The 24862-nt window shown below is 44.7% G+C and carries 28 protein-coding genes; 11 read left to right on the top strand and 17 right to left on the bottom strand.

The annotated features are described in order from the left end of the window. Positions 1-8: 8 nt before the first annotated feature. Positions 9-182, top strand: coding sequence for a hypothetical protein (locus tag CW735_RS19785; protein WP_198033578.1), 174 nt, complete (start codon positions 9-11; stop codon positions 180-182). 96 nt (positions 183-278) lie between these two features. On the opposite strand, the gene CW735_RS18835 is transcribed toward CW735_RS19785, so the two are convergent. Then, positions 279-485 (bottom strand): YheV family putative zinc ribbon protein, encoded by a 207-nt coding sequence (locus CW735_RS18835; protein WP_071980986.1) that lies wholly within the window; start codon positions 483-485, stop codon positions 279-281. Between the two features lie 116 nt (positions 486-601). On the opposite strand from CW735_RS18835, the gene CW735_RS18830 reads away from it, so the two are divergent. From CW735_RS18830 to CW735_RS18815, 4 genes are read left to right on the top strand one after another with little or no spacing between them, the layout of a single operon-like run. Next, positions 602-2548 carry an ATP-binding cassette domain-containing protein gene (locus CW735_RS18830; protein ID WP_071980985.1) on the top strand — a complete coding sequence of 649 codons (1947 nt, stop codon included), beginning with the start codon at positions 602-604 and terminating at the stop codon, positions 2546-2548. Further along, the gene (locus tag CW735_RS18825; protein WP_071980984.1) at positions 2529-3128 is read left to right on the top strand and encodes a DUF2390 domain-containing protein; all 600 of its coding nucleotides are present in this window, start codon (positions 2529-2531) and stop codon (positions 3126-3128) included. The genes CW735_RS18830 and CW735_RS18825 overlap by 20 nt, the downstream gene beginning before the upstream one ends. A 55-nt stretch (positions 3129-3183) precedes the next feature. Then, the gene (locus CW735_RS18820) at positions 3184-4224 is read left to right on the top strand and encodes a hydrolase (protein WP_071980983.1); all 1041 of its coding nucleotides are present in this window, start codon (positions 3184-3186) and stop codon (positions 4222-4224) included. Positions 4225-4260: 36 nt separating this feature from the next. Then, positions 4261-4497: a YheU family protein gene (locus tag CW735_RS18815; RefSeq protein WP_071980982.1), complete on the top strand. Its 237-nt coding sequence runs from the start codon at positions 4261-4263 to the stop codon at positions 4495-4497. A gap of 89 nt (positions 4498-4586) precedes the next feature. Here CW735_RS18815 and CW735_RS18810 read toward each other — a convergent pair whose 3' ends face one another. Further along, the gene (locus CW735_RS18810) at positions 4587-5168 is read right to left on the bottom strand and encodes a porin family protein (protein ID WP_071980981.1); all 582 of its coding nucleotides are present in this window, start codon (positions 5166-5168) and stop codon (positions 4587-4589) included. Positions 5169-5782: 614 nt separating this feature from the next. Between CW735_RS18810 and CW735_RS18805 the strand changes: the two genes are divergently transcribed. Together CW735_RS18805 and mdoH are read left to right on the top strand one after the other, a co-directional pair. Continuing rightward, entirely contained in the window at positions 5783-7429 is a 1647-nt protein-coding gene (locus CW735_RS18805; RefSeq protein WP_232368326.1) for a glucan biosynthesis protein, read from the top strand. Positions 7430-7553: 124 nt separating this feature from the next. After that, complete coding sequence (gene mdoH / locus CW735_RS18800) at positions 7554-9440, top strand: glucans biosynthesis glucosyltransferase MdoH (protein WP_232368435.1); 1887 nt, start codon at positions 7554-7556, stop codon at positions 9438-9440. 159 nt (positions 9441-9599) lie between these two features. Here the strand turns inward: mdoH and CW735_RS18795 are convergent, their stop codons facing one another. The 3 genes from CW735_RS18795 to nudE all read right to left on the bottom strand — a co-directional run bounded on the left by CW735_RS18795 (position 9600) and on the right by nudE (position 11751). Further along, positions 9600-10181 (bottom strand): YceI family protein, encoded by a 582-nt coding sequence (locus CW735_RS18795; RefSeq protein WP_083595339.1) that lies wholly within the window; start codon positions 10179-10181, stop codon positions 9600-9602. Between the two features lie 157 nt (positions 10182-10338). Then, on the bottom strand, positions 10339-11184 hold the full coding sequence (gene cysQ, locus CW735_RS18790; protein ID WP_071980978.1) for a 3'(2'),5'-bisphosphate nucleotidase CysQ: 846 nt from the start codon (positions 11182-11184) through the stop codon (positions 10339-10341). A gap of 3 nt (positions 11185-11187) precedes the next feature. After that, positions 11188-11751 carry an ADP compounds hydrolase NudE gene (gene nudE / locus CW735_RS18785; protein ID WP_071980977.1) on the bottom strand — a complete coding sequence of 188 codons (564 nt, stop codon included), beginning with the start codon at positions 11749-11751 and terminating at the stop codon, positions 11188-11190. Between the two features lie 76 nt (positions 11752-11827). Here nudE and yrfG point away from each other — a divergent pair, with 76 nt between their 5' ends. The 3 genes from yrfG (at position 11828) to CW735_RS18770 (ending at position 14657) form a co-directional block, all read left to right on the top strand. Then, positions 11828-12526, top strand: a complete 699-nt coding sequence (gene yrfG / locus CW735_RS18780) for a GMP/IMP nucleotidase (protein ID WP_071980976.1) — start codon at positions 11828-11830, stop codon at positions 12524-12526. Between the two features lie 2 nt (positions 12527-12528). After that, positions 12529-13074, top strand: coding sequence for an inosine/xanthosine triphosphatase (gene yjjX / locus CW735_RS18775; RefSeq protein ID WP_071980975.1), 546 nt, complete (start codon positions 12529-12531; stop codon positions 13072-13074). 197 nt (positions 13075-13271) lie between these two features. Next, positions 13272-14657, top strand: a complete 1386-nt coding sequence (locus tag CW735_RS18770; RefSeq protein WP_100973097.1) for an NAD-dependent succinate-semialdehyde dehydrogenase — start codon at positions 13272-13274, stop codon at positions 14655-14657. Positions 14658-14729: 72 nt separating this feature from the next. Here CW735_RS18770 and CW735_RS19680 read toward each other — a convergent pair whose 3' ends face one another. Then, entirely contained in the window at positions 14730-15065 is a 336-nt protein-coding gene (locus tag CW735_RS19680) for a hypothetical protein (protein ID WP_157812725.1), read from the bottom strand. Between CW735_RS19680 and CW735_RS18760 the strand changes: the two genes are divergently transcribed. After that, positions 15066-15272: a hypothetical protein gene (locus CW735_RS18760; RefSeq protein ID WP_015068459.1), complete on the top strand. Its 207-nt coding sequence runs from the start codon at positions 15066-15068 to the stop codon at positions 15270-15272. It abuts the gene before it with no gap. Between the two features lie 374 nt (positions 15273-15646). Here CW735_RS18760 and CW735_RS18755 read toward each other — a convergent pair whose 3' ends face one another. The 11 genes from CW735_RS18755 to gspF all read right to left on the bottom strand — a co-directional run bounded on the left by CW735_RS18755 (position 15647) and on the right by gspF (position 24862). After that, positions 15647-16519 (bottom strand): alpha/beta fold hydrolase, encoded by an 873-nt coding sequence (locus CW735_RS18755; protein WP_100973096.1) that lies wholly within the window; start codon positions 16517-16519, stop codon positions 15647-15649. Positions 16520-16635: 116 nt separating this feature from the next. After that, a complete protein-coding gene (locus tag CW735_RS18750) occupies positions 16636-18063 on the bottom strand; it encodes a YdgA family protein (RefSeq protein WP_100973095.1) in 1428 nt (475 codons plus the stop codon). A gap of 38 nt (positions 18064-18101) precedes the next feature. Next, the gene (locus tag CW735_RS18745) at positions 18102-18857 is read right to left on the bottom strand and encodes a type II secretion system protein N (RefSeq protein WP_100973094.1); all 756 of its coding nucleotides are present in this window, start codon (positions 18855-18857) and stop codon (positions 18102-18104) included. After that, on the bottom strand, positions 18854-19333 hold the full coding sequence (gene gspM, locus CW735_RS18740; RefSeq protein WP_071980970.1) for a type II secretion system protein GspM: 480 nt from the start codon (positions 19331-19333) through the stop codon (positions 18854-18856). The genes CW735_RS18745 and gspM overlap by 4 nt, the downstream gene beginning before the upstream one ends. After that, positions 19330-20529: a type II secretion system protein GspL gene (gspL, locus tag CW735_RS18735; protein ID WP_071980969.1), complete on the bottom strand. Its 1200-nt coding sequence runs from the start codon at positions 20527-20529 to the stop codon at positions 19330-19332. Before gspL ends, gspM begins: the two co-directional genes overlap by 4 nt. Beyond that, a complete protein-coding gene (gene gspK / locus CW735_RS18730; protein WP_071980968.1) occupies positions 20529-21539 on the bottom strand; it encodes a type II secretion system minor pseudopilin GspK in 1011 nt (336 codons plus the stop codon). Before gspK ends, gspL begins: the two co-directional genes overlap by 1 nt. Next, a complete protein-coding gene (gene gspJ, locus CW735_RS18725; protein WP_071980967.1) occupies positions 21539-22165 on the bottom strand; it encodes a type II secretion system minor pseudopilin GspJ in 627 nt (208 codons plus the stop codon). The genes gspK and gspJ overlap by 1 nt, the downstream gene beginning before the upstream one ends. 4 nt (positions 22166-22169) lie before the next feature. After that, positions 22170-22568: a type II secretion system minor pseudopilin GspI gene (gene gspI, locus CW735_RS18720; RefSeq protein WP_083595338.1), complete on the bottom strand. Its 399-nt coding sequence runs from the start codon at positions 22566-22568 to the stop codon at positions 22170-22172. Beyond that, on the bottom strand, positions 22565-23191 hold the full coding sequence (gspH, locus tag CW735_RS18715) for a type II secretion system minor pseudopilin GspH (protein ID WP_071980966.1): 627 nt from the start codon (positions 23189-23191) through the stop codon (positions 22565-22567). The genes gspI and gspH overlap by 4 nt, the downstream gene beginning before the upstream one ends. 7 nt (positions 23192-23198) lie before the next feature. Next, positions 23199-23636: a type II secretion system major pseudopilin GspG gene (gene gspG, locus CW735_RS18710; protein ID WP_071980965.1), complete on the bottom strand. Its 438-nt coding sequence runs from the start codon at positions 23634-23636 to the stop codon at positions 23199-23201. Further along, entirely contained in the window at positions 23636-24862 is a 1227-nt protein-coding gene (gene gspF, locus CW735_RS18705) for a type II secretion system inner membrane protein GspF (protein WP_100973093.1), read from the bottom strand. The genes gspG and gspF overlap by 1 nt, the downstream gene beginning before the upstream one ends.

Raw genomic sequence — 24862 nt, 5'->3', positions numbered from 1 at the left:
GCTAATTAATGAGCGATTTAGATACAGATTCATTTGATATAGATTCACTCGATAACATCGACTTTGATTCAGTTGAAAAGTCAGTGGCTGAAAACCAGGCCAAAAAAGACCAGCAAGAAAAGCAAGCGGTAGAGGGAATGCGTGATGGAGCGAATGATTGCGGCGACAGCTGTACCATATAACACCACCGGACAATAACATAATCAGACAGATCACCTGATGGGCCTGGTGTGCCCTACCGCCAACAATATCCATCCTTCAGAAAGCGTAAACGTAAATTAGTGAGGCTTGAAAATCCCGATAACGTTTTCGCTTTCGCGCGTCACTGCACTGACTTTATCATCAGTTTGCGCTTCGTTGTAGCCACAGGCTACACACTCTAATTTTTCCACATTGTTCTCATAGTACAATGAAATCGTGTCCAGCTCTTGGCACTTTGGGCACGTTGCGCCTGCGACAAAACGGCGTCTTGATGATTTTGACATATCTATACCTTTTAATGCATTGCCCTTATTATACCGCCAAACACCATGCGTTGATCAGCTTTTACTTTAAGTTTTTGCTATTATACGCGCCCGAAGTTTCCCAGCGAAGGTAAGTCATGATAAAGCTCTCGAATGTATCGCTATTGCGCGGCAGAAAATTGCTGTTAGAGGACGCATCTGCACAGGTTTTTCCTGGTCATAAAGTTGCGTTAATAGGAAGCAATGGCTGTGGTAAGTCGACCTTATTTGCCTTGTTGAGAAGTGAACTTACAGTGGATGCTGGCGATTGCAGCGTACCAAGCGATTGGCGAATTGTTAGCGTTGCTCAGGAAACACCTGCTACCGATCGCAGAGCTATCGATTATGTAATTGATGGCGACAAGCATCTGCGCATGCTGCAAGAAAAGTTACGTGTTGCCGAACAAGAAGAAGACGGCGTGCAAATTGGGCAAGTTCACGGTCAACTAGAACAGGCTGGAGCCTATGATGTTGAATCGAGAGCCGCCACTATTCTATCGGGCTTAGGCTTTACCAATTCTCAATTAACCGCGCCTGTCACCGACTTTTCTGGTGGCTGGCGTATGCGTTTAAACTTGGCGCAGGCACTGCTTTGCCCATCAGATCTATTGTTGCTCGATGAGCCAACTAACCACTTAGATTTAGACGCGGTTATTTGGCTTGAAAAGTGGCTTCAGCGTTTCTCAGGAACATTGCTTCTTATTTCACACGACAAAGCCTTTATCGATAATACAGTTGCGCAAATTATTAGCGTAGAGCAGCAGAAGCTAGTCACCTATACGGGTAATTATTCAGCCTTTGAAACCCAGCGGGCTGAACGTATTCGTCTTCAAAATCTTGAATATGATAAACAGCAACAGAAAGTGGCTCACCTGAACTCCTTTATCACGCGGTTTAAAGCAAAAGCCAGTAAAGCCAAGCAGGCCCAAAGTCGAATTAAGCAGCTTGAAAAGATGGAAACCTTGTTGCCTGCACATATGGCTAGCCCATTTAGCTTTTCGTTTGCTCCCCCGTCTGCTTTACCCAACCCGTTAGTGCAAATGGAGAAAGTGCAGCTAGGATACGGCGAGCATACGGTATTACAGCAGGTTAAACTCAACCTAGTTCCGGGTAGTCGTATTGGTTTACTAGGGCGCAATGGGCAGGGTAAATCGACGCTGATAAAACTGCTTGCAGGGGTTCACGCTCCTAAAAACGGCATTTTTAATACCGCTAAAGGGCTAAAAATTGGCTATTTCGCGCAGCATCAATTAGAGACCCTCGACGCCAATGCCACCCCCATTTTGCACTTGCAGCGAATAGATCAAAAGGCCACTGAGCAGCAGTTGCGGGACTACTTAGGTGGCTTTGGTTTTAACGGTGATGAAGCGCTCGCACCTGTTGCCCCTATGTCGGGCGGTGAAAAAGCGCGCCTTGTATTAGCGTTAATCGTGTATCAAAAGCCAAACTTGCTGCTGTTAGATGAACCGACTAACCACCTAGATTTAGAAATGCGCCATGCGCTAAACATTGCGCTACAAGGTTTTGAAGGTGCAATGGTATTGGTTTCTCACGACCGTTTCCTTTTATCTTCAGTATGTGAAGATTTTTATCTTGTCGATAGAGGCTATGTTGAGCCATTTACTGGCGACTTAGATGATTATCGTGACTGGATTTTAAAACAGCAAGCTGCTGAAAAAGCAAAATCTAATCAAGATGCCAAAGATGAAATTCAGGGAGAGCATGGCGATAAACCTGAACGCAAAATTGACCGCAAAGAAGAAAAGCGCAGAGAAGCTGAATTTAGAAAACAGATCGCTCCCTTAAAGCGTGCCGTAGAAAAACATGAAAAAAATATGGAGTCTCATTCAGCGTCACTTGCTGATGTTGAAGAGGCGCTTGCTGATACCACGCTTTATGGTGAGGACAGAAAATCTGATTTGATGCAGTTGCTCGACAAACAGACTCTGCTGAAACAGCGTTTAGAAGAAGAGGAAATGGCGTGGTTAGATGCGCAAGAGCAAATAGAACAGCAGCGAGAGGCATATGACATCGCAAATGGTTAATCTTGATAAAGAAAAGTTTTGGCAGTACAGCATTACTCGCTATGCAAAAGGAGATGTAGCGCCGCTATCATTATTGCTGCAAGACCAGCATGGGGTTAACGTTAATGTGCTATTACTAGTGTGCTGGTGTTTGGAAAATAACGCTGTTATAAACCTAATGCAGTTAAAGTCTGTAATTGATGCCGCGGCAAATAGCGATGTGCAACTTAAGTTACACAGAGAAAAGCGCAAAGCCGCTCGCCCGGTTTCTAAAGGCTCAAATTTGTCGCAAACCTCAACCGATACTTCTCAAAGCGGTGGCGAACACAATTCTGAAGATGGTGCTGGTAAAAGTACCGGTAAAAGTACCGCAAACTATGAGGCACTAAAAGAGCAAGAATTAGAGCTTGAGAAAAAGCAACAGGAGGCGATTGTTAAAGCTTTTTGTCAATTAGATGTTCACCGAATATCTGCACCACCGTCTGGCGATAAATCGAAGGTATTGAATGCCTCTGTTGCTGCCCTCATCAATGCCTATGGGTTGAGAGAAAATCAAGAAGCTCGCAGTCTGGTTAGTCAGTTAATCGCACAGCTACCGTAAATAATGAGTATTCTCAATATCCAATACTATACCTATTACATAAAAAGAAACCGCAATGAGTAAGTTAGCGAAAGCACACGGAAAAATCATTAAGAGCAGTTTTACAGTGCCTAAATGGGCGAAGAATCGCCATGTGCAAACTATATGGCCTCGGTTTATTCAAAAGCGAATGCCTCTTTCTTATCAAATGGAAAGGCTCACGTTACCCGATAACGATTTTGTCGATGTTGCATGGGGTCCAAAGCCTGAAGAGGTATCAGGTATTGTCGTTCTTTTTCATGGTTTAGAAGGCAGTATTAAGTCTCACTATGCTAACGATATGATGGCAAATCTGTCAGTAAATGGCTGGCAAGTTGTCATGATGCACTACCGCGGCTGTAGCGGTGTACCCAATCTCAACCCTCGTGCCTACCACAGCGGCGAAACAGGCGATCCTAGTTTTTTTCTTGAATGGTTAAGCGATAAGTTTCCACAGGTTCCCAAAGTGGGCATTGGCTTTTCTTTAGGCGGCAACATGCTATTGAAGCTGCTTGGGGAAAACCCCGCGCAAAAATGGCTGCAAGCGGCGGTTGCTATATCTTCGCCGCTTAAGCTTTCTGAGTGTGCAAAGTCGATTAATCACGGCTTTTCTCGGGTTTACCAAAAATATTTGTTAAACAGCATGAAAAGCACACTGCGTAAAAAAATGGAATATATTGATTATCGGAAGCTTATTCAGCTTACTAAAGACGATGTGGATAGCATGACTAGCTTCAACGAGTTCGATGAAAAGGTGACTGCTCCTTTACATGGTTTTGAGGATGCGCAGGATTACTATGAAAAATGTAGTGCCTATCATTTTTTAAGTGCTATTCACTGCCCTACGCTGGTTTTACACAGCATAGACGACCCTTTTATGAACCACTTAGTTGTGCCAAAAGAAGAAGATCTCGCTAGAAGCGTAACGGTTGAACTGAGTGAGCGCGGCGGCCATGTGGGATTCATGCAGGGGTCTATTTTTAACCCCCGCGTTTGGCTTCATGAGAGAGTGAAGCAATTTGTTAGCGACGTGCTTCCAATAAATAGCTACTGCCGTTATACAAATAGCGGATGTTAGTATTTTTATGATGAAAATAGCCACCTTGGAGCTGTTATGTTAATTCCTATTGAAGCGTTAGAGCCTGACACTGTTTACAGTTTGGCAGAGTCGTTTGTATTGCGTGAGGGTACAGATTACGGTGAGCAAGAAACTGACTTTAAAACAAAAGTTCAGCAAGTTCTTGATAGCTTAAAAACGGGCGAAGCCGTATTGGTGTACTCTGAATTACACGAAAGTGTAGACATAAAAAGAAAAGAAGACATTTTACCTGAAGACGACAGCCAGAGTTGATGCGCCAGAAGTAGGTACAGTGAAATTATTTGAACGGATAAAAAAAGCCGGGTCGAGCAACCCGGCCACCTTCCTGAGGAGAGGGAGGTTTAAAACGCGTAACGAGCTGTCACTTGCATAATATCTAACTCGTCGATGAGCTTATAGCTTGCTCCTACTGCCCACTGGGGCGTGATGTAGTAGTTAGCGCCTACTTTAAAAGTGGGTTCACCGTCGTCAACGTCGTAGTAACCCACTTCACCAGCTAGTTCCACTTGCTCTGTAATCATTGAGCGAAGGCCAGCATTTATACTGTAGCCAGTTTCGTCATCAAAATCTCCATCAACACGCTCTAGGTTTGCGCCAAAGTACGCGTCGGTCGTAGCATTGACTGGCAGTCTGTACCCACCACCTAAAGTGAGCATGTCGAAGTCGAAGTTACCTTCTTCAAAAAAGCTGTACTCGCCATTTAAATACCAGTTGGCGTTAAGTAAGTACTTTCCATTAATCGTCAGGCCGTCAGGCTCAAAAGATTCATTGTTATCGAAATCTAGCTTTGTATAGCCGCCTTCAACATAACGCCAATCTGGCTTATCGGCCAAAGCTGCAGTTGGTGCAACTGTAGCGACAACTGCTGCGAGTGATGCAAGTGGAAAAGTAAGTGCTGTTAATAGTGTGATTGCTTTGTTCATGTGTTAACTCCTTAATAAAAAATGATGATAACTAGCGAACCTGAATTCCTGCGTTCTGCCCTGTCATCCTCGTCCTATTGCTCGAACTACTACTGTTTTTGCAAAGCCTCTGCCAACTCGCTCATTTAATTGATATCAATCGCTGGGATTGTTTTAAATTATTGAAAAGATAGAGAAATATATTTTTAGTATGCTGGAAGAAAAGATGCAGACAGGGGAGTATTTCGAAAAAATAGAGAGGCGAAATGAATACAGAGATTAAAAGTGTCTCTAAAAAACAACAGTTTTTAAGGGGGTTGATAATGTATGTACAGTTTAACGCTAGATATTTGCGAGCATTTTAAAGAAAACCCTTTTTATTTTATTGGTAATTTATTGATAGTTAAAGAGATTATTTTATTTGGCTTCTTTTTTGAACGCGTTGGAACGTCTTTTGCTCACCTATCATCGAGTGCTATCGCAATGTTGTGAAGTCGCAGCGAAGTTTTCATATTTCAATTTTCTTTTTTTAGTTTTACTTGCTGCGAAATCTAGATGAAAGGAATAGAGCGCCTTTCTGCTGTTTAAGTAAGCAAAGCCTATGTGATAGCCCATTTACCTAAAGGAGAGGAAAAATGGCATTACCACGTTTTTCGAACACTATTTGTAATTTATCTAAAAGTCTTTTACCTAAAAGTTCTTCGCTGCCGCGCGCAATGATCAGCGCTGCAAGTGTAATGACGTATATTTTCTTAACAACAGCATGGGCCTTGCCTGTTAATGCAGCACCGGTAAGCAAAGCCAACGAGCCGCAGCAAGCATCACCGGTTTTACAATCTATCATCGATGCAGCTCGAGCTTCTGCTAATGAAAGTTATGAGCAAGATGATCATAACCTAGACAGCAAGTTGAAAGAGATAGATTATCAAACTTATCGTTCAATTCGTTTCGAGCCTAAGCAGAGTCTTTGGCATCAGGAAAATGACTACGAACTTCAGTTTTTCCACCCTGGGTTTCTTTATGAATACCCAGTCACTGTTTATACCATCGGCAGTAGTAACTCGCCAAAACGGCTTCCTTTTAACAGCAATATGTTTCGTTACGACGGAAAGTCCTCTGAGCTTGCTGGATTAACAGATGATGAATCTGGTTTTGCCGGTTTTAGAGTTCACTACCCCATTAAAAGTGAAGAGTATAAAGATGAATTTGCGGTTTTCTTGGGGGCTTCTTACTTTCGCTTAGTAGGCAAAAATCAAGTTTATGGCATTTCAGCCAGAGGCCTAGCGATAGACACTGCGCTTACAAAAGGTGAGGAGTTTCCCCACTTCACAGAATTTTGGGTAGTTGAACCTAAGGACGGGGATCCGATCACTATTTATGCAAGGTTAGAGAGCCCTTCGGTGGCTGGTGCATATAAGTTTGTTATTGAGCCAGGTAAAGACACATCGGTAGATGTAGAAAGTTGGCTATTCGCTCGAGAAGATGTTGATAAGTTGGGTATCGCACCTTTTACCAGCATGTTTTTGTATGGCGAAAATACTCAGCAATCTTTTGATGATTATCGCCCTGAAGTTCACGATAGCGATGGTGTTTTAATGGTAACGCATGCCGGGGAAGAAATTTGGAGACCGCTTACCAATCCTTCGCGTCTGCAAATCACATCACTGAGCGATAATAAGCCTCAAGGGTTTGGCATGTTGCAGCGCGATGGCGAATGGAGCAACTATCTCGATGCCGAAGCTAACTATCACATACGCCCAGGTTTGTGGGTAACTCCTAAAGAAGGTTTCGACAAAGGCCATTTAGAAATAGTTGAAATTCCAACCACTTCTGAAATTCATGACAACATTGTTGCGTTTTGGACGCCAGAGCAGGCGCTAAACGAAGGCGAGTCGATGTATTTCTCCTACGAGCTTAAAACTGTTGAGCAGCATGCTTTTGACAGCGAGTTGGCTACAGTTGAGCGCACCAGGCAAGGCCAAGCAGTGCTGCCTGGTGACGAATTCAAAGATGAGGTGTTAGCGACTACACGTCAGTTCAACATTGATTTTTCAGTGCCAGAAGATCAAGTTTTCGATGCAGAGACAACCAAACTCGTTGTGCAAAGTGTCAACGGTACAGTATCGGAACAACGCCTATACCCCGTTGCAGACGGCGCAGAATGGAGAGCTACTTTCTTCATGAAGCCAAACGAAAAGCAAACTGTTGATATGCGTGTGTATGTAGAGCAGAACGGCGAACGAGTAAGCGAGGTGTGGAATTATGTCTATCAACCTAAATAAGTTTGATAACGGCAAGCAAGATACACGCTCGTCCGTTCGCGATAAGAAACAATTCGATAGCGGTTTGCAATCAGGGTTGCAATCAGCACAGCCACAACGAAATCAGATCGTCAAAGGAGCAAGTATGCGTTTATTTATAATGGCAATGCTCGTAATACCAAGCACGGCCCTAGCCGGCTGGAGCTTGTATGAAATTTTCTTACCCAACGGATTAACCAATTTAGAGATCGCTCAGTTAGGACTTGGTTTAACCCTATTTGCGTGGCTGTGCATGGCGTTTTGGACAGGTATTATTGGGTTTGTTTTACAGCTGTTTAACATCGACCCTCTTAGTTTGAAGAAGAAGCCCAGTCAGCCCGACTTTAGCGTTTCTCTTAACCAGCGTCACGCTGTTGTAATGCCGGTGTACAATGAAGATACAAAGCGAATTATGGTTGGCTTTGAAGCATGTATCCGCGAGCTCATGGAACGTGAAAGTAGCAACAACTTTGACTTTTTCATGCTTAGCGATACCCGTGACGCAGAGAAGGCCGATGCCGAGCTGCGCGCATTTGCTCGGCTTCAAAGGCGCCTTGGTGATTATGCGCAGCACGTTTTTTATCGTCGCCGTGAAAACAACACGCACAGAAAGGTGGGTAATCTCAAAGAGTTTTGTGAACGTTGGGGCGGCAATTATGAAGCTATGATTGTGTTAGACGCTGACAGCGTAATGACCGGTGAGCGTATGGAGGATTTAGCGAGAAGAATTGAGCAAGCTCCAAATACAGCGCTTATTCAAACTATTCCTATGCCAGTTCGCCAAAATACATTTTTTGGTCGTTTTGTGCAGTATGCTGCGCATTTATATAGTCCAATGCTGGCCACAGGGTTGTCGTTCTGGCAAACCGACAGTGCGAACTATTGGGGGCATAACGCTATTATACGTATAGCGCCGTTTATGCAGCACTGCGGCTTACCTACTCTTAAAGGACGCGCTCCGTTTGGCGGGGAAGTATTAAGCCATGATTTTGTTGAGGCGGCCCTTTTGGCTCGAGCTGGATGGGAAGCCTATTTACTAACAGATACTACGGGAAGCTATGAAGAAGTACCGAGTAACATTGTTGATTATGCTATTCGCGATCGCAGATGGGTACAGGGGAATATTCAGCACCTCGGGCTTTTGAATGTAAAAGGCCTAAAAATGGCTAACCGTTTGCACTTCCTATTCGGTGCGTTCGCTTATATATCATCACTTGTTCTGTTTTGTATGTTGGCACTGGGCACAGTCGATGCGTTAATTCGTGCTACTACCGTTCCTCAATTCTTCATGTCTGAATATCAGCTATTTCCAAGTTGGCAGGTTGCCAGACAGGATATGATGATGGTGACAATGTGGGGGACTGCAGCCCTGTTATTCCTGCCTAAATTATTGGGTATTACTCTGGCGTTAACTAAACGCAGAAGCGAATTCGGTGGCGCATGGTCGCTAGTCAAAGGCGCTACAGTGGAGCTTATAATGGCAGTGCTGATTGCGCCTCTTATGATGTTTTATCATAGTTACTTCGTTATAAGCGTGTTTTTTGGGTTCTCAGTGAAGTGGGAAGCTCAAGAGCGAGAAGGCCGAAAAGTGCCGTGGTCTGTTGCAATTAAGCATACTCAAATCATGAGTTCGTTGGCCGTGGCATGGGGAGTTACAACGTTCTACTTCACGCCATCGTTGTTTATGTGGTTGCTGCCTGTACTCGTAGGCATGGTGTTAGCAGCGCCAGTTATCCGACTAACCAGCAGTGATGCACTGGGTATCACTATGCGTAAGTGGGGTGTGTTTGTTATCGGTGAGGAGGTGAATGAATGTAGGGCACTGAAGCGACTGAAAGTGGCTATGAAGCATTTTGCCATATCTCACTTTGCAGCTTCTAAACACGAGGTTGATGCGCCTGCATTACCGGATAGCCTGTGGTTAACTATGCCAGAGCAAGCGCTGAACCAAAAACCTGAGGTGAGAAAGCCGGTGCTGGCCGAGCAGATGTAAGAACATAGAAAAGCCGCTGATTTAAGCGGCTTTTTCGTCTCTTGTGGCGGCTGTAAGCCCACTGTAGCTCAATCTTCTCGAGCTCTAAACTCATAATGCTCCAAGCTGTTCATGCTTGAATTTTGCACTCACTTAAGCAGCATTGAAGAGATATACTTTCTAGCGCTTCAGGGTAACAGAAAATGTGACTGGTACTGTGGTGGTAATGCTTTTGAGCCCCGCTATTTCTTGCAGTGCAGCTACACCTTTTGCCAGCCCAAATGATTCTGCTTTGATAAGCGTAGGGGCGCTTGTGGACACCGTTAAGGTATCTTCATCAACCTGACTAACAGTTACTGCGAACGTTGTTGGGACGGCTTGACCATGCAGCGTTAAAATCCCGTCTACCTTACCATTAACAACGTCGCCAGCGTTAAGCTTCATCATAGAGTCGGTGAGCGTTGCTTCAAAAATAGCGGTGGCATACTTACTAACGTTAAACAGCATTTCTTGCATGCGTTTGTTGCGAATATCAATTGCTGTATTCACTGACGACAAATCAACTTCAACATTGAGCTTTCCGCTGTCTGATAAATTGCCATTGAAGCTGTCGAACTTGTGAACTTCGGTGACTTGCGAATTTTTTGTAGACAGAAAATGTAATGCACTTGTGTCACCGTCAATCGTCCAATCTGCGGCGGCCGGGAATGCAAGGCCACAAGTAAGTAAAGCTGTCGATAATGTACGAATGTACTTGGTCATCGTTTTATTACTCCTTTTAATACGTTAACTTCATTTGGCACGGTACTTTCGTGTGTCAGGCCAAAGGAAATGTATTCGGTAACAATATGGTTGAATTACAGCGAAATAATGCGTAAGCCACACCGATAATTACGCAATGTCTAAAAACGCATACGTTTTATTTTGTGTATGGGTTTTCGTAGTCATCATACTGCACAATGTCTTGCCATGGAACGCGTTGATCGCCCATTACCACAAAATCTGGGTTCTCTAGCGAATGACGCTTGTTATAAGTGAGAGGTTCGAAGTTTGCTGTGGTAATGCTGCCACCTGCTTCTGAAACAATACACTGAGATGCGCCCGTATCCCACTCGCCTGTAATGCCAATACGCATGAATACATCTGCTTTACCTTCAGCGATAAAACAGGATTTGAGTGAGCAACTGCCAAGCGGCAACATGTTGTAAATGCGTTTAGCACACATCCGATTAAGCACTTTTTCGCGAGATTGGCGTCGACTAATGGCAATCATTACTACACTGCTGTTAGGATCGCTCAATTTGCGAACGGAAATGGGTCTGTCACCTTCAGGCGAAGACTTAAACGCTCCCTTTCCCTTTTGCGCATAATAAATAGATTGACCAGGTGGCCAAAAAATAACACCAATAGTAGGTTCGTTGTTTTCAATCAGGGCAATGTTAACGGCAAAGTCGCCGCTTCGAGCAATAAATTCCTGCGTACCGTCGATAGGATCGATAAGCCAATAGCGACTCCAATGCTTGCGTTCCTCTAAACTGGCGTGCTTATTTTCTTCTGATAAAATTGGAATGTCGGGCGTAGCTTCCGATAACCGCTTATTGATGATGTCATTAGCGAGATAGTCGGCGCTTGTAACCGGAGAGTCATCGTCTTTTTGATAGGCGTCAAAATCACGATTTTCATAAACTTCTAAGACTGCTTTGCCGGCTTCTATTGCAACTTCTTTTGCCAATTCTAGTAGGTCGGGGTGGGCATCGTCGGGCATTGTTTATTGTTCCTTTAACCACTTTTGCGCTAAAAACAGTGCAGCAATACAGCGCGCTTCAACAAAATCCTCTCTTGCAAGTAAAGCATCTGCTTCGTTAATAGGCCAATTTATGACTTCCAAGGGTTCAGGTTCGTCGCCTTCTAAGGTCTTAGGATAGAGATCTCGAGCTAAAACGATGGTCATACTGGCATTGAAAAAAGTAGGGGCCATACTGACTTTGTGTAATTCAATGAGTTCTTTGGCGGCAAAACCGGCTTCTTCCTGTAACTCTCTATTGGCCGCCTCAATAGCAGTTTCACCTGGATCGATTAACCCCTTAGGAAAGCCTAATTGATAGGAATGCGTACCCGCGGCATACTCTCGAATAAGCACCATGGTTTGTTCATCTAACATCGGAACAATCATTACGGCACCGCGATTGCCGCCGGCCATTCGTTCAAATTGACGTGTTGCACCGTTAGAAAATTCTAAATCTAAACTTTCTACCCTGAAAAGATTGCTCTGTGCCACAATCTTACGAGAATGAATTTGTGGTAACGCTTTGTTGGGGTCAATTTTTGGCATGTCTCTCGCTACATCTTTGTTATCATGTTCACTGAATTACTCATATTCTAGCTTACTTCATTATAAGGAAAATCGCTTGCCCTTTCTGCCCTGGAATGAAATAGACACTGTGCTGCTCGACATGGACGGCACCTTATTAGACTTACATTACGATAATCAGTTCTGGTTGTATCACCTTCCAAGGCGATTAGCTGAAATTCGCGGTATCTCGGAGGAACAGAGTCAAGCAGAAATGAAGAAGCGCTACGAAAGCGTGTTTGGTCAAATTCAATGGTATTGCCTAGATTACTGGGCCGAATCCTTGTCATTAGATTTAGATACAGAATTTATGCCGCTAAAGCGCGAGTTATCTCACTTGCTATCACTGCGAGACGATACCATTCCGTTCTTAGATGCCTTGCATAAATCGGGTAGACAAGTTGTGCTGGTAACCAATGCTCACCCAAACAGTCTGGCATTAAAGCTCGAGCACACGCAGTTAGACGCCCATATAGATAACCTTATTTCTACTCATGAGTTTGGTGTAACGAAAGAGTCGCAGCTACTGTGGCAGCGTTTGCAGGAGCGCATTAACTTTGCAAACGATCGCACACTATTTGTTGACGACTCTCTACCCATTTTAAATGCGGCTAAAACCTTCGGAATTAAACATCTATTAGCGGTAGACAATCCCGACAGAACACTTCCAAATAGAAATATTACCGAGTTCCCGGCAGTAAGAGATTACCGTTTAATGCTCGACGATATTATCAACAACCCTAGCGAGGGGCAGTGATCATGGTTCTCGACACCATTTATATTGGATCGCAAAATCCAGTTAAGGTAAATGCTGCACTTAATACCTTGTCAGATACCTTAGAGCATGACTTCGATGCCGAAGGTATGTCAGTAGAGAGTGGCGTTTCCGACCAACCTATGTCCGAAGCCGAAACTCGAGAGGGGGCAATTAACCGCATAAAAGCGATGCTCGCTGCACATGAAGGCGGCTTTCCAGACTCTTGGTATGTGGCGATAGAAGGCGGAGTTGACGTTTTTGAAGATGGCCCTGCCACTTTTGCTTATGTTGCCATTTATCACGAAGGGCATTGGTCTGTTACGCGAAGTGCAAGTTTGCCGCTTCCCGTTGCCGTCTTTCAGGCCTTACAAAGAGGTGAAGAGCTTGGCTCTGTGATGGACGCATTATTCGACACCGTTAATGTAAAACAAAAAGGGGGGGCCATTGGTCTATTAACCCTAAACCATGCAACCCGCCAAAGTGTTTACGAAGTTGCTCTTACGCTTGCGATGGCAAAGTTTCATTTTCCTGATTTGTTTACCGATTAGGAAGGGCATGGCTTAATTATTCTCTGAAATCTTTACTGTTTCCCGTAATCTTTTCCCAAAAATCACTGCTGTTCAAAAGCTCCTTTTTAACGGGGGTTTGTTGTTAAAGCTATGATTTTATTGGGCTATTTGGGCTTATTGCGGGTTGGCGCTGTAGTTGCACTACTTGTTTCATTATTGGAACAAGGAGTTTAACAATGAGCGATACAATTAATACGTACAACCCGGCAACTGGTGAGCAGCTTGATCATTATCAACTAATGTCAGCAGAGGATGCAGAGCGCGCGGTTACCCGTTCTCACGAGGCCTATTTAAATTGGAAAAAGACCTCTTTTGGCACACGTGCCGATATTTTCAATAATCTTGCCGATTTGATGGAAGAGCGCATAGATGACCTAGCTAATCTGATGACCTTGGAAATGGGTAAAGTGACCGCGCAAGGCAAACAGGAAGTGCAGCTATGTGCTGAAATTTGTCGATATACCGCAAAGCACGGTGAATCGTTTTTAGAAGATGAAGCCCGTGTATACGAAGGTGGCAAGGCTATTATAACTTATCAGCCCACAGGCGTTATTCTTGGCATTCAGCCATGGAACTTTCCGCTTTACCAAGTTATTCGTTATAGCGCATCAAATATTATGGCCGGCAACACCACCGTGCTTAAGCACGCTCAAAACGTATTTGGTATGGCGCAGGCAATTCAGCAACTTTACGAAGATGCAGGGTTCCCTAAAAATGTATATCAATCACTGATGATCGACGGCAGTACGGCCAGTGAGCTTATTAAGCATGAACATGTGAGAGGCGTAACGTTTACAGGTAGTGACGGCGTGGGTAAACAAGTGGCCAAGGAAGCTGCCAGCATGTCTAAAAAGACAGTGATGGAGTTGGGAAGTAACGATGCCTTTGTAGTGCTTGCAGATGCAGATATCGATAACGCAGTAGAAATGTGTATTAAGGGCCGGGTTATTAACAATGGTGAAACCTGTGTCGCAGCGAAGCGTTTTGTTGTTGTAGACAGCATATACGACGAGTTTAGAGACAGATTTGTTGCTCAATGTAAAAAGCTTAAAGTGGGCGACCCCTCAAAAGAGGATACTGATTTAGGTCCTATGGCTCGCGAAGACTTGCGCGATGAACTGCACGAGCAAGTAGAGAAATCGGTAAGTTCGGGAGCAACCATATCATTAGGTGGCGAAGTACCTGATGAAGCTGGCTACTTCTATCCAGTGACTGTGCTTGAAAATGTTACACCGGGCATGCCAGCCTACGATGATGAACTATTTGGCCCCGTAGCATCACTTATTCGAGCTCGTGACGACAAACAAGCGATGGAAATTGCTAACGATTCTCGTTATGGACTTGGCGGCGGTATTTTCAGTACCGATACTGATAAAGCCATTGAGCTTGCTAAAAACGAATTTGATACAGGTATGGTGAATATTAACGGCTATTCATTAGCCCAGCCTAACCTGCCCTTTGGTGGTGTGAAAGACAGTGGCTATGGTAGAGAGCACGGTGGCTATGGTATTCGCGAATTTGTGAATATTAAAACGATTATGGTAGCAAGTAACGAGGCGTAAAAATTGACCTTGTTAAATAACTTAAGCGAGCTTTAGAGGGTTGAACTGAAATTCAAATCTCACTGACGCATGCTAAATAAAAGGGGCAGAGTGATTACTCTGCCCCTTTTTTGTTTGCCCAGCGAAGCTGGCAAACCCGTCAGGTTGAAAGAAACCTGAATCACCCTGACTGAGGGGAAGATAATCCGAATGGCAAGGGCGTTGTTGGCCAACGGCAGGGTCTGAAGGAAGCCATAGGAAGTTAGAGGTACACAACGCAAGTGAACCTGATTCGGCAAGACAGGAGGGTAAGCGTGCAAAATAGCGCGAAGCCCGATACTCAGTCAGTCCTGTTTTGTGTTTGAGGGTGGAATTTCTAACAGGGAGCCAGTGCAGTAACTGGGGAAGCCTGGCATTAGATCCAATCAAATGGTTGGACGTATCGTTCAAGGAGTGATCCAAGAATGTTGCGAGTGTGAGGTGGCAGATGAACCCGTAGTAGTGAGTAAGGCTAGGCCGATGAAAGCCAGTAATGGTGTGGAGGGTAAAACCAAGCCGACTATCAGCATTGTGTTTGATAGGATCTATTTTAGCCAAAAGCTTAAATGGATTGCGAAGGGGGGAAGCAGACTTTAAGACTCTGATGAGTTGTGAGTTTTTTTATCATTGATACACAAGCCGCCAGATCAGCGGGACAAGTCGAATCGGTGCGCTAGGAATAGTGATGTCTGGTGAGACAGGCCGTATATGGGAAGTAATTGTAGTCAAATTTGGTAGATTGCCTCAGTGCTAGAACGCCAAACCCTGCAATGAAAGTTACCACAATGTTAGAAAATGAACGATGTCCATAGGGCGCACGATACTAGATTGCAAATTAGCATTGTGTCACTTAGCAAGTGATATGAAGTATGCAGGAGCCGTATACGAGGCCCGTACGTACGGTTCTGTGAGAGGGATGAGGCGCAAGCCTCACCCTACTCGATATGCCTGTGAATGCTTTTATGGTTTATTTAGCCTTTGTCCTCTGCGCTTCTCTCAATATGCTCAAGCACTGATGCTAACACTTCTTTCGGGCTCTCTATTTGTGGGTAATGACCAATGTTATTCAGTTCTACCACGTGTGGGTTGGGAATGAGCTCCTTGTATCGACTGGCCATATGAGCTCCTGAAATAGGATCTGACATACCGACCGTTAACCTTATTGGAATTTTGGCATTTTGAAGTGCTGTCACCCATCGCTCTCTGTGCTTTTTGCGCTGATTCATGTAATCCAGCAGTAGATGCATATATTTATGACCGCTGTTGGTACTGATCAACGTCCAAAAATCATCAATGTCTTGTTCAGTTGGCGGTGTAGTTTCGCCAAAAATACCCCGCATACTTTTTCTAATAGCGTTTTTATTGAGAAAGCGAATAAGTATTCCTCCAACGGGAGAAAGTAAAAGCTTTTGAATAGGTAAGGCTAAATGGGTTTCTGGAAAGAGGCCGCCATTTAAAAGATTAAGCGTACTGATATGAAATGGCAGCGAACCATCGGCCTGCTGGGCCATAAGTTCTTGGGCAACTGTGTCACCATAGTCGTGAGAAACTACGTGTGTTTCAGGCACGTTTAGATGCTTCATAAGTGCACAGATAATACCGGCCTGTTGAGTAATTTGATATTTTACTGGCGCTTTGAAGCTAAATCCGAATCCCAGCATATCAAGCGTAATGCAGCGAAAGTACTTTGTTAATGTGGGCCATAGTTTTACCCAGTCATAACTGGCTGTGGGATAGCCGTGGATAAGCAGTAAGGCTGGCCCTTCACCGTTAGTGCGGAAAAATATCTTTTGCCCGTTAACGGTAAAAAAGTCACCGCCGCTATGCCATCTTTCAAGCTGCATGTTTAAACACTCTGAGTGTTGGTTGTTCGCTGTTATTCAAACTACCTTACTTTTAAAGACTTCGTCTGTCGTTTTAGCGACAGACCAGCACTAAAAATAAGCGCATAAACCGGCCACTATTGGGCAAATGGGAGAGGTACCTCGGTGCCATTTATGGTTGCTGTTCCGTCTTTCAATGCAAATGATGTTTCAAAGCCCCGTTCGGTTTCCTTTAAAAGGCCCTGTTGAACGAATGAATCAAGCACCATAGGCACCTGCTGTTCCGCTGCACTCTTAAGCTCATCGGCAGTCATACCTTGGGTTTGCGGGTTTGCAGCAAGCTCAGCTACCATATACCCTGAAGCCATGCTTTCAACGAACGCTTTGTCGGCGCTAATTTGTGCATCCATTAATAGGTGGGATACCCAATAAGCAACATCTTCCATGGTGTCAGGCAGTGAGGTTATGCCGGTCAACTTCGAGTTTGCTGTACCCTTAATACTCCCTTCTGGAAGCGTCATAGCTAGCTTTTTAATATTAATCTCGGGCTCTGTTTGCAGCTGCTGCAATAAATTATCTTTGATAAACACCTGAAGCTTTTCAGGCAAATCTTCGCTTGGAACCATCAACGATGCATTGCTAAATTCTTGATAAGCTTCAATGAAATCTATATCGAGATTGTTTACTGCAATACCAATTGCAATGTCAGATGCCTCTTGGGCCGCGCCTTTTATGTCATCAACGGCATATTCAAGATAAATATCTGCAGTATTAGCTTGTTCATCTATGTCGGTAGAAGTGATCATACGCAAAGTATCAATAATGACATTCGTATCTGTACTGTCTGAGAATTCTATTTGCTCTGCGGTCAGAGCGGCATCTGATTCGAAAAGCTTTCCACTTATCGCTGCCATAAAGTCACCGTGATAGGTCATATCAACAGTAGTATTTAACATGCCTAATGAGAAACCCGCTCCACTAATCTCAACAGATTTGCTACTGCCAATGTAGCGAGTTGCGCCACCTTCGTCGCTTGCTTCTCCGTTAAAACCAGAAAATACGAATTCTATGTCGCCGTCATTTTCAAGCGCTTTTAACGCGGGAATAGTATCGGTATAACTCAGGCCGTTAAACAGGCCTACTTTCCCTTCATTATAATAAAACGGCTGATTTTCTTGCCAAGTAACATATTCGCGAAGCATGTTTCCATCAACACTCGCATTGTATTTTACTTTTGCAATGCCCACGCCGTCGCCAAAATAAACGGGGCCGTGAAATGCGTTTACTTTAGCAATAACAACAGGCTTATCTGGAGTGTCTTGTTCCGCAGGGTCTATCTGCTGTGCGGCTAGCAAAGTGTCGATTTCTAGAGAGAGTTCAATGGTAGCAGTGCTAGAAAACCAGCCCTTGTCATAGGAAAGTACACTCGCTGAATAGAGCGGATGGTCGTCTATTTTCTCTATCGCGGCTCGAGTTTGCGATTCTACGCTATTGCCCACAAATGTGGGTGCTATTAATAACCCCGCGAGAGTTACACCGGCTCCAACAATAAACGCTTTATTCATATTACAGTCCCTTGTCCTTATTATTTACAGTCAAAAAATTACAGCTTTATACGGGTATAGCCATCTGCGTCGGGCTGTCCAAAAAGACGGGCAGCTTGGTGAACTTCGTTTGGTAAGCTGTCGTCGGGCTTAAATTTGCCTGATACCTGAAATTGCTTCATGTTTGCCGCAACGGTAGCGTCGATAGACAATCCCAGCATGTTTGGTTCACTCACGGTAATGCCGATATCTTCGCCTTCACAGCGCAGCTTAGCTGAGTATGTACCAAAGTCGATAGGGCCTTTGGTTCCCGCTACTGTGGCGTTAAGCCAATCTCCTGTACCAGACAAAGAGCGACAGCTTGGCCCGTAATGGAGTTCGTCAAGCTCAACTTTAAAGCGTCCTCCAGCATTTACAGGTAAAGGAAGTTGAACTTGCGCCAGCACCCTGTCAACGGGCAAATAAAGCGTAAACGCCTCGGTGCTCACGGTTTTTTGGCTAAACAAGCCAGTGGTGATGGGCCCTGTAAACGCTATCTCGTTTTTATCGCGAACGTTGCCAGCTTTCACATCCAGGTTAACTTGCCCAATTAGCATATAGAGCGGGTTTAGGTCCCATCTAAAGCTGTTTATGGGTAGACCGTTAACCACCACTGTTTGTGCTTTACCTGAAAATAAGGTTCCACTAACCCCTTCAATAGAAACACTTTGCGGTAATGTAACGCGTCCAATAACGTGAACTGCGGGCATATAAGCAATAGCGAACAATAAAAATGCAACTATTCCACCTAATACCCAGCTTATTTTTGACTTCATGCTTTACCTAATCGTAATCGGCGAATTTTGATAAACCCTTCGGCATCGGCCGTTGTGATATCAGCTTGTAAAATCACTACCCCCATGTTTTCCATAGACTTTAGCCATTCCAGCACATCATTAAAGGGGGCTTGATCAACCCAAATTTGAAGCTCGTCATTTTGCGGCTGCATTCGGGAAATGGCAATGTCGTGCTTGGCAGTAGTGCGATTTACTGCTTGCGGCAATGAGCCTGAAAAGTTCTTTTCTGAACCAGAAACTCTGCGAAGCTGTTGGGCACGCGCTGCACTGTCTTTTACCCACACAAGCAGCGATTGTTGGTTGTCGAGCAACTTTTGCTGCTGGGCCAGCGCATTATTAAGCGGAGACCAGATAGCAAAATAAAACAAAGCGATAACAATGAAAACACCAGACAAGATAACCAGTTTTTGCTCGCGTTCTGTGAGCGCTTTGTATCTTTCTAATAACGCGTTCATGATGTACTCCTAATAGAAACTGTGCCTATTACACCGCTATCGCGATTATTAATTGCACCTTGCTCAACCAAAAAGCCTGCTTGTTCTACAGATTTTTTGAATTTTTCGAGTGCTTCAAAACTTTTACCCTCTGCCTGAATACGAATTTCTGTGCGGCTAGCGTCAAACCTAAGAGTTTGAGGTTTAACGCCCGTTGCTGAAAAAGCTGGAGAGAGTTGGTCGAGCATCACTAACATAGAGGCATTGCCGCCGCTTTGTTCTAGCTTAGCCATTTCGCTTTGCAGTTTGCGGCGAACGTCGCGATAAGCGCCAATATTAGGGAAGCCGCGTTTTACAGTGTCGCTAATTTGAGTTCGCAAGGCCTCGTTTTGAGATTTTAACTGATACAGCGAAACTGTTTTATCAATTAGGCTGGTACACAGCACAAGCACAGCAAGCACTGCAGCAACTCGCCATTGAGATAAAGCGCTGCTGCGCTTGCGTTTAATTCTGTATTCACCCTGACACAAATTAAAGCTTGTCGTCATAGCCTCCTTAGCAAGTACCTGCATAGGAAGCTCTAGCGGCGTTTCTGTTTCTTCAATATTGGGCAGGTTTGAAAGATCGATACCCGCAAAATTAGTCACCTTTACCGGAGTTTCATGCTGCGAGGTAAAGTGGGCAAGGGTAGGCAACAGCCACTCTTGTTCTCCTTGAATACCTTTAAAGTTATCTTGTCTTACTAGCAGTTGTTCGCCTAAAGTAAGTACTGACCAACCATCTTCGGTATAGGGAACGGCAAGCACATCTGGAATAATGGTGTCACAAAACAGCTCAGCTTCTCCAAGCCACTGCTGCCACTGCTGGAGTTTTTCGTGACTTACAACCGCCACTGCCTGTTCATTGCCTATTTTAGGGCCCAAGGCAAAGAACTGCTGACTGATATCCGTGGCTAGCTCTTCTTCTAACATAAAAGGAAGTGCTGCAATCACCTTTCTTCCAGCGCGCGGAGGCAAGGTTACCCACTTCAGCAAGATCTCGCTGCTAGGGGCTAGCGCAATTACTGTTCGCTGTCCCGTACGCTCATTAAGCGTCGACAGTGCATCAGCATTCTCTAACTCTCCAGATGCAATGATGTCGTCATCTGTGGTTGAGTAAACCAGCCAGCTTACCGGGTCGCTTTTGTTTGCGCCCAACCGTACCAGTAGTTGTTCCATTATTGTGTTCCTCCGAACTCGCGCTTCAATATAGTAACGCCACTATCTGTGCTTGCTTGAAACACGGTGGAAAGCTTAAATGTTGCTTTATTGTATTGAGTTTTTGTATGCAAAATAAAGTATTCTGATTTAACCGTAAACCAGTCCCTTCGGGTATTTGATAGGCTTAGTGCCTGAATAGATGGTTCGTTTAAGAAGTCTTCCACTTCGTCCCAGCCGTCTTGCGGTCTGCTAGACAACAAGCTGGTAGCTTGTTGTAAATCTAGCCCGGTTAATCCCGCTAGCAAAGGAGCTTTGTCATCATCAAGGGTATTAACGTTCACTTTTAGCTCTACGTTATCCGGTATGACACACACCAGCGAAAGAACGTTGTTTAGCCACTGAGGCGATGCGCCGTTAATAATGCGCAATTCGCTGATAGACGCAATAGGTCCGTTTGCCGCTAAATAAGGATACTCCCGAGATTCGTATTCACTGTCTTCAGCGCCATAGGGCCGCTGGTTATCGTCCTCGTCTACCCAGTCGGCAAGACTGTCTCTAAGCGTCTCTGCGGTATAGGAATCTAAACCGTCTATACCCAAGGCCAGTAGCATATTGCCAAAGGCATCCATCGCTTCTGTTGTGTTGCCTGAATTATTTGAGCCAGCACTAGTTGCGCCAGAAGCAATAGCATTAAGATTAAAGCACGCCCGTAAGTCTTTTAAGTTAGCGGTTAGTCCACCACCATCTAAAGGGTAAGCGAATTCTTGTGCCCAAGGCTGATCTAGAGATATTTTTTCTGGCGTTTCTTCAATCAGCGTTTTAATTGATTTTCTCGCAAACGCCTCAGCCCCCATGGCATACCAGTAAGCCTGATTGTTATCTTTTAGATTCATGGTTCGCTGCACCTGAAGTTGCAGCCTAGTGCCCATCTCAGTGGCAAGTACCGCAACAAGGGCTACTATCATCAGCACAATCATCAGGGCAACGCCCTTCTGATTGGCGGGTGATTGAGGCACAGAACGTCTCATTACGAATTACCTGATATCAAGGTAAACTCGCGGCGTAACAAGCCAAAGTCTTTACTCACAAACTCAATGGCCACAGCACGAGGCAGTACCTTGCCCTGATAACTTTCGCTCCATTTTATGTCGTCATCTTCTTCAACCGTGGATGAACTATTGTTGCCAGCTAAGAACTCAACCTTAAAGCTTTCTATTTCATCTAGCAGCACACGCACTTTGGGCTCGTAACCAATAACGTTATCAACATAGTTACTGTACAGACGCTCAAGCTGGTTGTCGCGAAGTCTGTAAGCTACATATTGGAGTGTGCTTCTTGGTAACATAAGTTGAGGGTTATGCCAGCCTCCGCGCACAAAGCCTATGCCATCATCGTCACTTCCCTCGACTTCTCCCCCCGCCATAACAATTTCACGCTTCTCTCCGTCTACCCGAACCGAACGAGATACCGCTTGCTGAATGTCTCGCTCGATGGTCACCATAGCGCGCTGCAGTAGCTGAAGCTTTTCAAAACGTTCTTGTGACAGCGTATTGCTATCTATAACGGTGGTCAGTAAGCCGGTAGAGGCCAAGCCAATAAGCGTAAAAATCGCCATAGCGACAAGTATTTCAATGAGTGTGAAACCGCGCTGCATCGTATTAACTCTTCGTTGGTTTGGCGACGAAGGTAGTGACAGAGGTCACACTACTTGCGTAATTTTGGTCTTCGCCCACAGATATTGTTACCGAGCGAAGGTCGGCATCGTTAGTCTTGGTTACCTTTTGTTGCCAAAACCAAGTTCTGTCGGCCATTTCCATAGAGCCTTTTAAATTGTTTTTAGGCGGCCATGTAGTTTCAAGTTGTAGCTGATTTAAACGATTGCTAGCAACCCAGTTCGCAAAGGTAACCGATTCAATTTGACCTACGCTAGATAAGTGATCGCCAGCGGCTTTTAATATAGCAGTGCCGGTGAGTGCAAAAATTAGCAGGGCAACCATAACCTCAAGAAGCGTAAGGCCTTGTTGTTTGCGGCGTATAGAATGTAGCGACAAAGTCATAGCGGTCGCTCCAATGGTCCCTCAAGAAAAAGCGGCGGTAAGTCTTTATTTTGAAGACTAAAATAAACCGGTTCATCACCTTCCTTACCGTCGTAATTGAACGACAGCGTAAAGGGCGTTATTTCGCCGCTCGACATAATTAATATTTGCGGTGGAGGTAGCTTTTTATCTTCTTCGCTACCAATTTCTACGCCGTCTTCAGACACGCTTAAGGTTTCGTCGAACAATTCTCTGTCGAATAGTCTGTCTTCAACCACCCAAGGTAAATCATCTAAATTGAGAGTGAGCGTGAAAGGCTCGGGTAGGGTGTGCTCACCATATACCTTCTCATCTTCAATACGCTGCCATTCATCGTTATCGTCTAGATAAACGAAGTAATATTCGCTGTCGTCCTGCTCAACACGCACACCAAGTTGCTGCTGATTAAGCACGGCAAAGTCGCTTGCCATATCTACGATAACTTGTAGCCGTTGTGCTTGGCTCTTTAGTAAGTCTGACTTGCTGGCACCGAAAGCGTTAAACATAACGTAACCAGCAGCAAGACCCATAAGTAGCAATACCAACATGACTTCTAATAGAGTGAAGCCCTTCGTTCTTAAATGAGTATTGCCACTATGATACATAACGTACTTAGTTAAGATATTCGTTGATATTCCAGTTGCCGATGTCGTCGTCGGTACCTGGTTCACCATCTGGGCCGTTAGAGAATATGTCCACCACACCAAGTTCTCCTGGGCTTATTAGCGCATAGGGGTTGCCCCAAGGATCTTCAGGTAAGCGTTTTATAAACCCGCCTTCTGGATAATTGCGAGGAATGGGATCCACCGTCGGTGCTGTTACTAAGGCATCAAGACCTTGTTCAGTTGTAGGAAAACGGTTATTGCGAAGCTTATACATTTCCAGCGCACTTTCCATTTGCTGAATATCTACGGCCGCTTTCTTAAGCTGTGCTTCTTCTTGGTTGCCTAATATTTGAGGGGCAACCATTGATGCCATAATGCCGATAATCAACAGCACGACCATTACTTCAATTAAACTGAATCCAGAACTACGTTTTAAAGATTTCATTACATATTCACCATGTTGTTCAATGCTAAAATTGGCTGCAGAATTGCCATTACGATAAACAAAACTATTCCTGCCATTGTGACTATCAGTAAGGGCTCAAATACCTTCAGTGAGACACCAATAAGCGACTCGAATTCCCTATCTTGGTTATCTGCGGCTCGGGCAAGCATTTGTTGCAATTCACCCGACTTCTCACCTGACGCAATCATATGCATCATCATGGGTGGAAATATTTTTGTGTTATCTAGTGCAGCACGCAAGCTGCTGCCTTCTTTAACGTTAATGGCAGCATCGGCTACTTGATTTTTTATGTACTGGTTTTCAAGTACATCGCCTGAAATTCGCATGGCTTCTAAAAGCGGCACTGCACTGGCGCTAAGAATACTTAGCGTACGTGCAAACCTAGCTGTATTAAGGCCTCTAGTAACCTTTCCAATGAGCGGTACTTTTAAAAGCGCTTTGTGATAGCGCAGTTTCATTAACTTTTGTTGTAAAACCCGCTGCAAGATAACAATGAGCACCGCAATGGCGATAAGCATAAACAGGCCGTAGTTTTGCAGCCAAGTACTGAGTGATATAAGAAACTGCGTTATGCCGGGAAGGTCCTGACCCATGTGGTCGAATTGCCCCACAATTTTGGGTACTACTACGGTAAGCAATAGCAGAACAATGCCCATTGCAAAGAACAGCATTAGCGACGGATACACCAGTGCCTGAGTAATTTGACTACGCGTTTGCTGGCGCCGTTCAGTGTAATCAGCCAAGCGATTTAATACTGTGTCTAAGTGTCCCGATTTTTCGCCTGCCGCTACCATAGAGCGATATAGGTCGTCGAATACGCTCGGAAATTCCGCAAGAGCGTCGGCTAAGCCATGGCCTTCAACTACTTTACTGCGAACCGCCATCATCATATTTTTCTGACGAGGCTTCTCACATTGCTCAGCAACAGCCAGCAGTGCTTCTTCTACAGGAAGTGCAGATTCTACAAGAGTGGCCATTTGGCGAGTGAGAAGCGCGAGGTCAGAGGCTGATATACGCGGTTTAAACAACGTAAAGTTAAACCCAGCGCTATTATTTTGGGCGCGTTCGGCAACCTGCTCTACGTCAAGAGGGATTAAACCTTTCTCGCGCAGCTGCTGGCGAACCTGGCGAGCATTGTCACCTTCAAGCACACCATTTTCATTTTTACCGCGGGCATTGACCGCTTTATAGGCGAACGCTGCCAT

Origin of the sequence: Alteromonas sp. MB-3u-76 (genome assembly GCF_002831605.1) — a bacterium.
GTDB lineage: Bacteria > Pseudomonadota > Gammaproteobacteria > Enterobacterales > Alteromonadaceae > Alteromonas > Alteromonas hispanica.
The sequence above is the reverse complement of the archived record's forward strand: the minus strand, read 5'-3'. Positions and strand labels throughout refer to the sequence as shown.